The 13,056-nt window shown below is 59.9% G+C and carries 15 protein-coding genes; 4 read left to right on the top strand and 11 right to left on the bottom strand.

What is annotated here, in order from left to right; translation table 11 throughout:
* Positions 1-16: 16 nt before the first annotated feature.
* From ACOERD_RS11785 to ACOERD_RS11775, 3 genes are all read left to right on the top strand, one after another.
* Positions 17-952 carry a LysR family transcriptional regulator gene (locus ACOERD_RS11785; protein WP_170661420.1) on the top strand — a complete coding sequence of 312 codons (936 nt, stop codon included), beginning with the start codon at positions 17-19 and terminating at the stop codon, positions 950-952.
* Complete coding sequence (gene argE / locus ACOERD_RS11780) at positions 949-2,094, top strand: acetylornithine deacetylase (RefSeq protein ID WP_419739138.1); 1,146 nt, start codon at positions 949-951, stop codon at positions 2,092-2,094. Before ACOERD_RS11785 ends, argE begins: the two co-directional genes overlap by 4 nt.
* A gap of 691 nt (positions 2,095-2,785) precedes the next feature.
* Positions 2,786-3,223 carry a DUF3141 domain-containing protein gene (locus tag ACOERD_RS11775; RefSeq protein WP_419739137.1) on the top strand — a complete coding sequence of 146 codons (438 nt, stop codon included), beginning with the start codon at positions 2,786-2,788 and terminating at the stop codon, positions 3,221-3,223.
* 179 nt (positions 3,224-3,402) lie between these two features.
* Here ACOERD_RS11775 and istB read toward each other — a convergent pair whose 3' ends face one another.
* The 3 genes from istB to ACOERD_RS11760 all read right to left on the bottom strand — a co-directional run bounded on the left by istB (position 3,403) and on the right by ACOERD_RS11760 (position 5,927).
* Positions 3,403-4,134 (bottom strand): IS21-like element helper ATPase IstB, encoded by a 732-nt coding sequence (istB, locus tag ACOERD_RS11770; protein ID WP_419737606.1) that lies wholly within the window; start codon positions 4,132-4,134, stop codon positions 3,403-3,405.
* Entirely contained in the window at positions 4,121-5,629 is a 1,509-nt protein-coding gene (istA, locus tag ACOERD_RS11765; RefSeq protein ID WP_419737605.1) for an IS21 family transposase, read from the bottom strand. The genes istB and istA (ACOERD_RS11765) overlap by 14 nt, the downstream gene beginning before the upstream one ends.
* An 85-nt stretch (positions 5,630-5,714) precedes the next feature.
* Positions 5,715-5,927 (bottom strand): hypothetical protein, encoded by a 213-nt coding sequence (locus ACOERD_RS11760; RefSeq protein WP_419739136.1) that lies wholly within the window; start codon positions 5,925-5,927, stop codon positions 5,715-5,717.
* On the opposite strand from ACOERD_RS11760, the gene ACOERD_RS11755 reads away from it, so the two are divergent.
* Positions 5,920-7,662: an IS1634 family transposase gene (locus ACOERD_RS11755; protein WP_419737624.1), complete on the top strand. Its 1,743-nt coding sequence runs from the start codon at positions 5,920-5,922 to the stop codon at positions 7,660-7,662. The genes ACOERD_RS11760 and ACOERD_RS11755 overlap by 8 nt on opposite strands.
* 107 nt (positions 7,663-7,769) lie before the next feature.
* Here ACOERD_RS11755 and ACOERD_RS11750 read toward each other — a convergent pair whose 3' ends face one another.
* Genes ACOERD_RS11750 through ACOERD_RS11715 form a run of 8 tightly spaced genes read right to left on the bottom strand, consistent with a single transcriptional unit; the run spans position 7,770 to position 13,028 of the window.
* Positions 7,770-7,910 (bottom strand): hypothetical protein, encoded by a 141-nt coding sequence (locus ACOERD_RS11750; protein ID WP_419739135.1) that lies wholly within the window; start codon positions 7,908-7,910, stop codon positions 7,770-7,772.
* Positions 7,897-9,405: an IS21 family transposase gene (gene istA / locus ACOERD_RS11745; RefSeq protein WP_419737605.1), complete on the bottom strand. Its 1,509-nt coding sequence runs from the start codon at positions 9,403-9,405 to the stop codon at positions 7,897-7,899. The genes ACOERD_RS11750 and istA (ACOERD_RS11745) overlap by 14 nt, the downstream gene beginning before the upstream one ends.
* A 59-nt stretch (positions 9,406-9,464) precedes the next feature.
* The gene (locus ACOERD_RS11740) at positions 9,465-9,986 is read right to left on the bottom strand and encodes a hypothetical protein (protein ID WP_419739134.1); all 522 of its coding nucleotides are present in this window, start codon (positions 9,984-9,986) and stop codon (positions 9,465-9,467) included.
* Positions 9,987-10,010: 24 nt separating this feature from the next.
* Positions 10,011-10,442 carry a phage tail terminator protein gene (locus ACOERD_RS11735; protein WP_419737937.1) on the bottom strand — a complete coding sequence of 144 codons (432 nt, stop codon included), beginning with the start codon at positions 10,440-10,442 and terminating at the stop codon, positions 10,011-10,013.
* Positions 10,439-11,008 carry a phage virion morphogenesis protein gene (locus ACOERD_RS11730; RefSeq protein WP_419737936.1) on the bottom strand — a complete coding sequence of 190 codons (570 nt, stop codon included), beginning with the start codon at positions 11,006-11,008 and terminating at the stop codon, positions 10,439-10,441. Before ACOERD_RS11730 ends, ACOERD_RS11735 begins: the two co-directional genes overlap by 4 nt.
* A complete protein-coding gene (locus ACOERD_RS11725) occupies positions 11,005-11,445 on the bottom strand; it encodes a phage protein Gp36 family protein (protein ID WP_419737935.1) in 441 nt (146 codons plus the stop codon). The genes ACOERD_RS11730 and ACOERD_RS11725 overlap by 4 nt, the downstream gene beginning before the upstream one ends.
* Complete coding sequence (locus tag ACOERD_RS11720; protein WP_419739133.1) at positions 11,442-11,960, bottom strand: hypothetical protein; 519 nt, start codon at positions 11,958-11,960, stop codon at positions 11,442-11,444. Before ACOERD_RS11720 ends, ACOERD_RS11725 begins: the two co-directional genes overlap by 4 nt.
* 12 nt (positions 11,961-11,972) lie before the next feature.
* Complete coding sequence (locus ACOERD_RS11715; RefSeq protein ID WP_419739132.1) at positions 11,973-13,028, bottom strand: hypothetical protein; 1,056 nt, start codon at positions 13,026-13,028, stop codon at positions 11,973-11,975.
* Positions 13,029-13,056 lie beyond the last annotated feature (28 nt).

Below are 13,056 nucleotides of genomic sequence, written 5' to 3'. Positions count from 1 at the left end.
AAATAGGAGCGTCTGCGTGCCGCGTCTGACCCTCCGGCAGTTGGAGTACCTGGTTGCGGTTGGCGAAACAGGCAGTATAGCGCGGGCCGCAGACCGGCTGAACGTCTCCTCGCCGTCGATCTCATCGGCCATCAGCCAGCTTGAAGAAGAGTTGGCGATTTCGCTGTTCGTAAGGCAGCATGCGCAGGGCCTGTCACTGACACAAGGCGGGCAAAGGGTACTTGAAAAGGCCCGCCAGGTCCTGAACGACGCAAGAGAGATTTCAAACATTGCCGCCGATATTTCGGGTACGGCGCGCGGCCCTCTCGCGGTGGGCTGCCTCCTGACCTTTGCACAACTTGTCTTACCGCGGTTGCGGCGCGGGTTCGAAACCGGGTTTCCCGATGTCAGGATCGCCCAGAAAGAACTGAATCAGGCCGAGATTTTCAACGCGTTGCAACGGTCCGAGATCGACATTGCGCTGACCTATGACATGGATATTCCAACCGACCTGAATTTCATCGGGCTGGTGCGCCTGAACCCATTTGCATTGCTGCATGCCGGGCACGAATTGGCGACACGGACATCCGTATCCATTGATGATCTGGCGGACCTGCCAATGATCCTTCTCGATTTGCCGATCAGCACCGACTATTTCCTGTCGCTGTTCACGGCATCCTCGCGCCAGCCTCGTATCGTGGAGCTGACGCGAGACATGGCCGTGATGCGTTCAATGGTTGGAAACGCCTTTGGCTATTCCATCGCCAATGTGCGCCCGCAGAGCAATACATCACCGGACGGCAATCCGCTGGTTTGTGTGCCGATCACCGGACCGGTTCGGTCCTTGAGAATGGGCCTTTTGACCACCCACGGTGCGGAAAAGTCGCGTACGGTGTCTGCGTTCATAGACTATGCGCAGGCTCAGGCCCGCGCGGGCGCCTTCCGCGCCATCGGAGGAGAAGCGCTTTCATGAGTGTCTCGCTAGAGGTTCTGGAGCGTCTGGTTGCCTTTGAAACCGTCAGTGCCCGCTCCAACCTCGATATGATCGCCTATATTGAAGACTTCCTGCGCAATCGCGGCTTTCGGGTGCAGCGCATCGCGGATCCTGACGAACCTAAGGCCGGACTTTTTGCAGAAATTGGGCCGTCTGTTGAAGGTGGGCTGTTACTTTCTGCGCATTCCGACGTGGTGCCGGTTGAGGGGCAGGATTGGAGCGTAAGCCCCTTCAAACTGACCCGTCAGGGTGACCGGTTGTTCGGACGTGGAACGACCGACATGAAAGGCTTTTTGGCTGAGATGCTGGCCCTCGCCGATGCCGTGAAGGGTCGGGAACTGGAAACGCCTTTAAAGTTCTTGGTGTCTTACGACGAAGAGATCGGCTGCGTCGGGATTTCACGTATGAAAAAGCAGCTACCGTCGCTGTTGGGCCGTCCCAGACTGGCCATTGTGGGTGAGCCGACCGAGATGCAGGTCGCCATTGGTCACAAAGGCAAGCGTGCCTACCGCGCCGACATTAGAGGAGAGGCCGGACATTCCGCGCTCGCTCCGCAATTTGTCAACGCACTCCATGTTGCTGTCGATTTCGTCGGAAAGTTGCGCCATATGCAGCAGAAGGTTCAACAATCCGGTGCCCGCAACACTGCCTACGATGTTCCCTATACGACCTTCCATGTTGGCCAGCTGTCCGGTGGCACAGCGCTGAACCTTGTACCCGACAAGGCGTCGCTTGTGTTTGAGTTCCGGCATCTGGCGGAAGATGACCCCGACAAGATTGAAGCCGAGCTTCAGCAGGCAGCAGACGCGGTTTTGGCCAAGTTTCCACCGGCTGCCCAAATCTCGCTTCGGGCGTTGGCGGGATACCCGGGGCTGTCAGTCGCCAGCTCTGACCCAGCGGTCTCACTTATCAAATCCTCTGGCGGCGGCGAAACAACCCACGTTGCATTCGGAACTGAGGCTGGTGTTTTGTCAGACCTCGGCATCGCGACGTTGGTGTGTGGCCCCGGGTCTATGGCGGACCAAGGCCACAAGCCTGATGAGTATGTTTCCGAGGAACAGTTGGTTGCTTGTTCCCTGATGCTCAGAAAAGTCGCGAATGAGGTTTTGTTTGGCCTCTAGGGCAGATGTGTTTTTTGTGAGGTCAGTTGCGAAGCTTCCGACAATTGACGCCCACACTTGATGCGTATGAATGCCGTCTGCTCCGGTAAGGGGCGGTCCTGGATTGGCGTATTGTAGTCAGCTTTAAGCGTTGTCCCTTCTAGTGGATCGGTCGCGTGTCGTCAGAGATTGTTGCGGAGTCTAATGTGCCACAACCTTGCTACAGAACGACTTTGACGCAGCGTTGGCGAGGTAGTTTGACCATTCAAATGTTTCGAATCGATTGAGAAGTGGTATGCTGCACTGCAGAAATCGAGGCGCCACGATGTTCCACCTGAATAGGTCAAAAGCTGTCGTCATCGGAGTAGCGAGCGATCGGTCGATCGCGTGGGGTTATGCACGCGCGCTGCAGTCGCAAAGCGAAGATGTCGCCAGGCCTTCTAAAAACCCGCGTCGACACCGGGATAGCCAATTTTGGTGCGCTGCAGCAAAGCATGCACCCACACATCACTTCGCGACCATCGAAGATGTCGACCTGTGCATCGTTTCTTGCAAGCAGCGAGGCGTTCAATTTGACCGGGGGCATACTCCCCATCGACGGTGAAACCAACATCGTCCGAGGAAGGATAGATCAATGGCTCGGAATTCATTCGCGAATGAAAAGGCATCGAACCTTGCAACGGGTGAAAACATAACGGCCGTGAACAGCAAATTGTTTGACGCGATTTCCAACGTGCTCGATCAATCTGGTGTTCAGTATGAAATTTTGTCTCGAGCCGCCACCATTCAGGCACAGAAAATAACTGAACACCATTCGGATCGGGTTCTGAACCTGACAAGCGATCTGCGAGATCTTGCGGTGCAATTCACGCAGACGAAATCTGTTGGCTCGGCTTGGGCGGACTACGTCAAGGATGCTGGTCAGCGCGTCGCCTTGACGATGGACGCCTTGCGTGAGCGTGGTGATGTTTTCATCGAACATGAAGCGGCCGGTTGCCCGCCAGTGCTTGCTTATGACTACGAAGTGATCGTTGACGGGGCGGAACTCGACCGGCCCTGCAACTATCAGCTATTGCGCATTGTCCCCCCGCAAGGGATTGAGGTAGACGATCACAAACGCCCCTACATCATCATTGTCAATCGGCATTGAATAATGACCCCCCATCGGCGTCCAAATTTGACCCCCCTTGGAGCTAAGAGGGGCGTTGAGGGGGTCGTGTTTAGGTTGATTCAGGAGGGGGTGGACAGCAGGTCAAACCGAAAAGAGAGCGTAGCTCGACTGAAGGTTTGACCTGCTGTCTGTTTTGAATTTATTCCCCGATTTCGAGGTTAGTCGCGGTGGTTAATTCGCCAGCTTTCGTTCCCGGTTTCGATGATATCGCAATGGTGTGTCAGTCGATCCAGGAGAGCAGTGGTCATTTTGGCATCTGTGAACACACTCGGCCATTCAGCAAATGCGAGGTTGGTTGTTAGCAGAATAGACGTTCGCTCGTACAGTTTGCTGATGAGATGGAAGAGTAATCGTCCACCAGACTCTGCGAACGGCAGATAACCGAGTTCGTCTATAATCACGAGGTCGACGCGGATCAGCTGCTCGCTGAGCCGCCCGGCGTTGCCTTCGCGATGTTCAGCCTCCAGCTTGTTCGCGAGATCCACAGCGCTGAAGAACCTGACCCGCCGGCGGTTATTGACCGCGTGGCCCCCGATCGCTGTTGCGAGATGCGTTTTGCCCGATCCGGTTCCACCGACCAGCACGCCATTCCTGGCCTGGTCCATAAAATCGCCGTCATGAAGATTGCGCACGACTTCCTCGTTGACGGGGCTGACCGTGAAGTCGAACTCAGGTAAGGACTTGCAGACCGGGAACTTTGCGGCACCCATCTGATACCGGATCGAGCGCGCAGTCTTTTCGGCCAGTTCGGCCGTGAGGAGTTCGGCCACGACCTGTTGGGGCCGCCAGTTGTTTTTGGCTGCGGCCTGCATCACTTCGTCAAAGCAGTTGACGATGCCTGGCAACTTCAGTTGACGGGCAAGTTCGAGAATTTCCTTACGCAGTTGCATGGGAGCCTCCAAGCCTGTCATAGCGAGCGCAATCCGCGATCGGTGCCATTTTCAGCTGCAGGTGGGCAGGCGGCTCAATCGCCTTTGGCGGCGGGGGATTGGTGCGCCGAGAGACAATGTTCAGGATCGCATCGGCCTTGCGCAGGCCAGATTTTAGAGCTTCTTCGCAGGCAGCCTCGACCACATCAATGTCGTGCTGGTAAGCAGCGAAAAGAATATCGGCAAGTTGCCGGTCTCCGTCGGATGTGCCCCGCAGATGGGTCCAGATCTGCGTCATTGCCGGTGGTAGGTCCCAGTCACGGAACGGTGCTCCATTGCGCAGAGCGCCAGGCTTGCGCTTGAGGACGGGCACATAGTGCCAAGGGTTGAAGATCGTTTTTCCTCGGCCGAAGCACCGTTCGTGCTCTCCGACAATCTCACCGTCTTGGCGCAGGACAATCCGCGTGGCGTAGACCTGCAACTGGACCTGACGTCCAACAGCTCTTGCCTCAACGCTGTATTTGTTTCTTTCGAAGTTGATCAGGCAGGTTCGGCTCACGGCGACCGTCTTTTCACGGAACCCGACGAAGGGCTTCTGCAGATGCGTCAGCAGCGGCTTTTCCTGCTGGAACTCCTCCCAGACCGTCACCTCCAGGTTTTCCGGATGCCGCAGTTCTTTTGCGCGTTTGATCGCGTCTTTTTGCAGCCGGGCATTCAATTCATCGAAGTCGGCCACCTCCAGACGCGGTGTAAAACTATAGGCGCGGCTCTCCTTGACCAGATTCTCAACCTGACCCTTCTCCCAACCGGCCGCGCGCGTACAGGCGATCGGGTTCACCAGATGATGAGAACACATCCGGGAGAATGCCTTGTTGAACTTTCTTTCCTTGCCCGACAGGATCGCATCGACGGCGGTCGTCATGTTATCGTAGATCCCGTTGATGCAGCCTCCACCAAAGAATTTGAAGGCCTCGTCGTGGGCATCAAAGACCATCTCCTGCGTCTCGCGCGGATAGGCAATGGAGAATGGCATGCGGCTATGGCAAAGTTTGAAATGGGCAACCTTCACGGTCGTGAGTGCACCGTCCATCAAAACCGTCTCCACACTCCAGTCGAACTGGTACGCCTCCCCAGGATCAAAGATCAGCGGGATGAACGCCTGCGCCTGTTGTCGGCCGTGCGCAATGCGCCAATTCTTTGTGTAGCGTCGAACACTGTCATACCCGCCGCCAAAACCATCATCGGAGAGTTCCTTCCAGATTTTGGTCATCCGCTTGCGGTGTTTCTTCGGAAGCGCCTCGTTCTCCTCAAGCGTTTCATCCAGACGCGCGCGCCAAGGCCCGAGCACCGGGTATGGCTGCGATTTGCGCTCATATTTGAACTCCGTCACTCCCGATCGGATTATCTTTCGAACCGTTGCACGGCTCAAATTGAGCGAACGGCAAATTTCCTTGATGCTCTTTTTTTCGATCAGGTGTAAGCGACGCACTTTTCTAATAGTTTCCACGCAAATCATCCCGCTTGCCTCTCCATCGACTGCTCAATGAAAAGGATGTCTACAACCATAGGGAGGGGTCAAATTTGGACGCCGATTTCCCCGCTTAGGGGGTCAAAATTGCACGCTTTTCTACAGGACCGGTTTGATGAGGCCTTGGCCATGGATGGTTTTCCTGACTTCCGACCTTTTTGTTGATCTGACTGGGTTTTTGGTTTGTTTTCAGGTGTGGTTGCTCAGAGGCGCGTTGTAGTGCCCCATTATTATAAAAAGTATTGCCATGGGCCTTCAGATGGCTAACCTCTTCGCCCATGTTCATCCGCACCAAACATGACGCAAAGCTCAACCGCACACGGATCCAGATCGTTGAATCCGTCCGCACCGGCTCCAAGGTACGCCAGAAGATCCTGCGCCATGTGGGTGTGGCCCATAACGACAGCGAGATTGAGGATATCAAGCGTCTGGCGGGCCGCTTGATGGAGCAATTACGCATTGATCGCTCGCCGCAAATGGAACTGTTCACGCCCACGGAATATGCCGATCTGCAGGCGCTGGTGCGCCGCGCTCCGCGGCCGGACAAGCTTGGCGTTGATCTTGCCGAGTGCCGTGAGGAGGCGCGGGTCTCTCTGGGTCTGCGGGATGTCATGGGGACGATGTATGACCAACTGGGTTGGGGGGCCCTTCTGGGGGCGGCGCGTAAAAGTGCCAATCGCATTGTGAAAGAGCTGGTTATGGCGCGGATCGCACAGCCCGAGAGCAAGCGCGCGACCGTGGAGGCGTTGGAGAACCAGGCAGGCATCACGCTCAATCTGGACGTGGTCTATCGGAGCATGGATTACATCAATACGCCGGTGATAGACGGGATTTGCAAAACCTCTCACGCGGCGGCAGAGAAGTTGCTGGGCGGGCCAGTGACCGTGCTGTTCTACGATTGCACGACCCTGGCCTTTGACACCGAGCGCGAGGACCCGGCCGAGGATGCGGACGGGGTCGAGCAGGATCATCTTCTGGCCAAGGGCTTCAGCAAGGATGGCAAGCATCACCGCGCTCAGGTCATGCTGGCGCTGATCGTCACCTCCGATGGGCTGCCTGTGGGCTATGAACTCTTCCCGGGAAACACCTGGGAAGGTCATACGCTGGAAGCTGCGCTGAAGGCGTTGGAGGGACGCTTCGACGTGGCCAGGGTCACGTTCGTGGCCGATGCCGCCATGCTCAGCAAGGACAACCAGCAGATGTTGCAGAACAAGGGTCTGCCCTACATCCTCGGCTATCGCATGAAGTCCGCCCCGGCCGCCGTGAAGGCGAACATTTTGAGCCCGGAGGGACGCCAGCCTTGGGCTGGACACGGTTCTGAAGAGGCAACCGAGAAGGGCTGGTACAAGGTGATCGACCAGGAGGGAGCGCGGGTCATTGTGACCTGGTCACCCACCCGGGCACGCAATGATGCCCACAAGCGCGACAAGGCAATCGAAAAGCTGCACAAGAAGCTCAAGCGCTCTCGCAAACCCGGCAGCTTCAGCAGCCGGGGATATGGCCGCTTCCTGGCCTTCCCCGACAGCGGGGACGTCACGCTGGATGATGCAAAGATCAAGGCAGCGGCACAATGGGACGGGCTGCATGCCATTGTTGTTCATGGTGCGGACGAACTGGAGGCACAGGACGTCATTGCCCGCTATCACCAGTTGTGGGAGATCGAAGCCTGCTTCCGCACCAACAAGCACGATCTGAAAATCCGGCCCATCTATCACTGGTCGCCGCGTCGGGTCCGGGCCCATATCGCCATCTGCTACATGGCCTTCTGCTGCCTGCAGCACCTGCGCAAGCATCTGGACCTGCTCGGACACCCGATGAGCCCGGCTCGTATCCGCAACGAGTTGAACGCATTGCAGCTCTCGATCCTGCGCCACAAAGGCACCCCTGACCGCTACGGCATGCCAAGCCATGCCACGGTCGATGCCAGACGCATCCTCACCTGCGTCGGCCTGACCTGGAACGAAGCCCCTTTCAAGATACCCCCCGGGCGCACCCGAAAAACTGGCCAGACCAAAGCCTGAGCTCCCTCAACACTCCGAAACAATCGCTGGCGAAAAAAGTCCGTGTAGTGCCTTTTGGCAACCAAGGCATAATAATATCAATGACTTATACGAAAAAATGTCGGAAGTCAGGTGAGGAGTTCGGCCACGACCTGTTGGGGCCGCCAGTTGTTTTTGGCTGCGGCCTGCATCACTTCGTCAAAGCAGTTGACGATGCCTGGCAACTTCAGTTGACGGGCAAGTTCGAGAATTTCCTTACGCAGTTGCATGGGAGCCTCCAAGCCTGTCATAGCGAGCGCAATCCGCGATCGGTGCCATTTTCAGCTGCAGGTGGGCAGGCGGCTCAATCGCCTTTGGCGGCGGGGGATTGGTGCGCCGAGAGACAATGTTCAGGATCGCATCGGCCTTGCGCAGGCCAGATTTTAGAGCTTCTTCGCAGGCAGCCTCGACCACATCAATGTCGTGCTGGTAAGCAGCGAAAAGAATATCGGCAAGTTGCCGGTCTCCGTCGGATGTGCCCCGCAGATGGGTCCAGATCTGCGTCATTGCCGGTGGTAGGTCCCAGTCACGGAACGGTGCTCCATTGCGCAGAGCGCCAGGCTTGCGCTTGAGGACGGGCACATAGTGCCAAGGGTTGAAGATCGTTTTTCCTCGGCCGAAGCACCGTTCGTGCTCTCCGACAATCTCACCGTCTTGGCGCAGGACAATCCGCGTGGCGTAGACCTGCAACTGGACCTGACGTCCAACAGCTCTTGCCTCAACGCTGTATTTGTTTCTTTCGAAGTTGATCAGGCAGGTTCGGCTCACGGCGACCGTCTTTTCACGGAACCCGACGAAGGGCTTCTGCAGATGCGTCAGCAGCGGCTTTTCCTGCTGGAACTCCTCCCAGACCGTCACCTCCAGGTTTTCCGGATGCCGCAGTTCTTTTGCGCGTTTGATCGCGTCTTTTTGCAGCCGGGCATTCAATTCATCGAAGTCGGCCACCTCCAGACGCGGTGTAAAACTATAGGCGCGGCTCTCCTTGACCAGATTCTCAACCTGACCCTTCTCCCAACCGGCCGCGCGCGTACAGGCGATCGGGTTCACCAGATGATGAGAACACATCCGGGAGAATGCCTTGTTGAACTTTCTTTCCTTGCCCGACAGGATCGCATCGACGGCGGTCGTCATGTTATCGTAGATCCCGTTGATGCAGCCTCCACCAAAGAATTTGAAGGCCTCGTCGTGGGCATCAAAGACCATCTCCTGCGTCTCGCGCGGATAGGCAATGGAGAATGGCATGCGGCTATGGCAAAGTTTGAAATGGGCAACCTTCACGGTCGTGAGTGCACCGTCCATCAAAACCGTCTCCACACTCCAGTCGAACTGGTACGCCTCCCCAGGATCAAAGATCAGCGGGATGAACGCCTGCGCCTGTTGTCGGCCGTGCGCAATGCGCCAATTCTTTGTGTAGCGTCGAACACTGTCATACCCGCCGCCAAAACCATCATCGGAGAGTTCCTTCCAGATTTTGGTCATCCGCTTGCGGTGTTTCTTCGGAAGCGCCTCGTTCTCCTCAAGCGTTTCATCCAGACGCGCGCGCCAAGGCCCGAGCACCGGGTATGGCTGCGATTTGCGCTCATATTTGAACTCCGTCACTCCCGATCGGATTATCTTTCGAACCGTTGCACGGCTCAAATTGAGCGAACGGCAAATTTCCTTGATGCTCTTTTTTTCGATCAGGTGTAAGCGACGCACTTTTCTAATAGTTTCCACGCAAATCATCCCGCTTGCCTCTCCATCGACTGCTCAATGAAAAGGATGTCTACAACCATAGGGAGGGGTCAAATTTGGACGCCGATTTCCCCGCTTAGGGGGTCAAAATTGCACGCTTTTCTACAGCCATGATCGATCCTGTAATGCGCCGCGTCCAGGGCGGTGTTGCCGCTCGCGCCTTGTTTGACCGTCACCGCCGGGGTGGCGGCGATGGCCGAGACCCCTTCGGGGCGCGCGCGGCTCACGCCCAGCTGGTACCAGACATCTTCGCGCAAGGCGGAGAGCAGCTCGCCTTCCACCACCTGCGCGGATTGCGCATCACGGCCGGTTTCGCCGAGGATGAAGAGCGCGAGGTTTTTTGCGCTCATATCCTCCAGTTCGATATCCATCCGCCGCGTCACGCTGCGGGGCTTGTGCACCAGGCGGCGGCGCACAGGCCCGTTGCTGCTTTCCACGGTGATATACTCGCTTGTCACGGTGACGGAACAGGAGGGCAGTTCGCCCAGGTACCGCTCACCGCCTTCCGGCTCGATCAGGTAGAGCCAGCCGGCCCCCACCACGATCTGGTTTTTATGGTGCTCCTCGCGCATCGCGTCTTTCCTTCCATGTGCTGTTCAGGTCTTCACCCACCAGAGCAGATCAAACCCCTCCTCCCAGACCGCGCGCGACGGGGTCAGTTCCGCCAGGCGTCCCTCGCGCCAGATGAGCGGCTCTTTGGCGCCGGGCGGGCGAAACGCCGCAAGATGTGTGCGGATCGTCTCCAGGATCGGTGTCAGCTGCAATCTGGCCCTTGATCCTCCGGGATCGTTGCGCAGCGGGATGGCCACAACCACGGCCAGGCGGGTGATGATCCGGGCGGCAGCGCTCTGCCGGTTCACCGGATCGGCGCCGCTTTCGCGCAAGGTCAGCACCGCGATCACGGGTTTGCCCTTCATCTGCGGCACTCCGCGCAGGCTCTCGCAGATCTCGACACCCTCAAGCCCGCCCACCTCGGAAAGCCGCTCCACGATGGCCCGGGGCGCCTCATGTCCCGTCACCCGGCTCATGGCAGCGCGGCCTCAAGCCAGTCCTGCATCACCCCGGCAAGGCCCAGGCGATCCTCCGCGTCGATCCCGAGAAAGGGGCGCGCGGGCAGTGTGATGCGCCGCGCGCCGATCTGCGCGATCGCAATGGGCACACTGCCCGTCTTGCGCCGGCGCGTGCTCTTGCGCGCGGCAAACCGCCCCTGCCCATCGAAGGCCAGAACCTGGGTCCGCGCGCTCTGTTCGATCTCGCCGCCGAACTGGTGAATGGCGGCGTATTCCACATTGGTGCCCACCAGCACGCCATCGGCCTCAACCGACCAGGTGATCGAGTGCTGCAAACGCCCGGTATCGGTCAGTGTCCTGCCGCCGCGCGCCCCGGCTTTTGCCCGTTCGCTTTCGACCCAGGGGGTGCCGTCGGGGTCTTGCGCGGCAATGAAGCGCCGCTGCACCCCGTCGGCCAGCAGCGCCCCGATTGCGTCATGGAGATCGGCGCGCTCGGCAGGCTCTCCAAGCCGTCCGGCCAGAGTGCCCAGCGTGGCGCGCAGCGCGCTGCCTTCCAGCGCGATCTCGATCCGCGCCCCGCTCATCGCCCGCGCTCCGGGCAGGATGTGTCGCCAAAGCCGTCCGCGACCGGGCCCTGCGGGGCCGCGATGCGCGGGGTTTGCGCCCGCCGTCTCACCGCTTTGCCGTCCGCGCGCACCAGAACGGCCTGGCCCCCGGCCAGGGCGCCAAGCTGCGCCCGCGCCCGCCGGGCGGCGTGTTTGACCGTATCGGACATCTCGTCGTCATAAAGACGCGCGCGGGCCAGATCACAGGCGATGGCGCGCAAAAGCGGGTAATCGCCCTCCGGCAGGGGCAGATCATAGAGGCGGGCAAGGCGCGCATCGATCGCCGCCGCCGCATCCGCAAGCACCGCCTCAAGCCGGCCGTCATCGGGCCGGCCGTCAGCGTCCTGATCCAGAAGCTGGTCGATCTCGTCCGCGCCAAAGCGGGCGCGCAAATCCGCTGCCGCCGCGTAGCTCATGTGGTGTCTCGCCCCGTCTCTGGCCCCGTCTCCGCCCTGCCGCCTTCTGCGGCCTGCGCGGCCTCCCAGGCCGCATCGCGCTCCGCCGCGCGGATGTCGCGCAGCCCGGTGATCTGAGCCAGCGCACGGACCTCGGGCTTGCCGCCCCGCGTCCAGTGATCGGGATGGCCCGGCTCCAGGGCGGCCATCGCGCGGATCAGGGCCTCTCTGCGCTGCGCGGGCTCTGTGCGCTCCGTGGGCTCCGGGTCGGCAGGGGGAGCAGGGGCATCCGGGCCGGGCGGGCCGGGCGGGGCATCCGGGTCAGGCAGGTCGGTGTCGGCCCCCGCGCCGGGCACCACCGCATCCCCGCCCGCGATGAGCGGCTCTGCGGCGGCGCGCGGCCAGGTCACGACCGCGCCCGCCGGGTAATGCAGCCCGTCATGTTTGACTGCGCTCAAAAGCCGGATCTCGAGATCACCTTTCTGAACGGCCGGGGCGGGATGTGCGCCTGCGTTCGCAGCTTGTGTCCGTGTCATTCGCCCCTCCTCTCACGCCACCGCGTTGCGGAAGAAATACCCCGCCAGTTTCGCAACCATCGCCTCGTCGCAACTGTCGACCACGCGCACCACATAGGTGCCGCGCACCCCGATGCGCGGATCGAACCCCACCATCACCTGGCGGCCCAGATAGGGGGCGGTGAAGCCCAGGCTGGGCGGGCCTTTATAGTCGGTGTTGGGATCGCGGCGATAAAGCAGCGCGTGCTTGCCCCAGCAGCGGGCCAGGTTGGCCGCCTGGCCGGGCCGGGCGGTGTTGACCCGGGCTGAGCCGACATGGATGCGCAGCATCAACACCCGCTCCATCGCCTCGCGGCTGGCAATGCCGGAATCCCCGTCATTGGCATGGGTGGCCTTGAGCATGCGCGGATGGGTGCGCAGGGCGGCAAAGACCTCCTCGCCCATGGCGATATCGGTGGGCTTGACGATCATGCCGGTCTGCGCCGCAACGATATCCCTGAGCGGGTTGCTGTCGGCATGGGTCCATTGCGAGCTGCCCGACAGGGTGATCTTGTTGGTGTCGGGGTAATGGGCCGGATTGAACACCAGTTCCGCCACGCGCAATTCGCGCGCGATCATCAGAAGATCGGTCAGCACCATCGACGCGCGGTCGATCGGGTTCATCGCGGTGGGGGCTGTGTTGGTCACGTCATCGGCCGGGATCGCGTCATCCAGCCCGTAATCCTCCACGGACCGGGTGTCCTCGGCCGAGCTCAGATGCACCATGGCAGGCGCGGAGCGGCGCCCCACCCGGGTGGGCGGCACCGTGAAATGCTCCTCAATGGGATAGCGGTTGAACCGGTATTCGCGGCGCATCAGGGCCGCGAGGCGCGGCGGGATCAGATCGGCGATATATTCATCATTGGCATAGCCCACGGCAATGCCCGAGCGATGAAAATCCACCGGATAGGGGCTGGGCGCGGGACCGGCGGCAAAGCGCGCGCCGGGCGGCAGGTTGCCCTGACCGGGCGGGGTCGCAAAGAGCGCGGGGCCCGGAAGGCCCCCGCCCTGAATGGGCTGCCCCTGCGCGCCCCCGGCCGCAACCGGCATCAGCTACGCCGGATCGGGATGTTGAAAC

The organism is Ruegeria sp., from assembly GCF_965199275.1.
Lineage (GTDB): Bacteria > Pseudomonadota > Alphaproteobacteria > Rhodobacterales > Rhodobacteraceae > Ruegeria.
The sequence above is the reverse complement of the archived record's forward strand: the minus strand, read 5'-3'. Positions and strand labels throughout refer to the sequence as shown.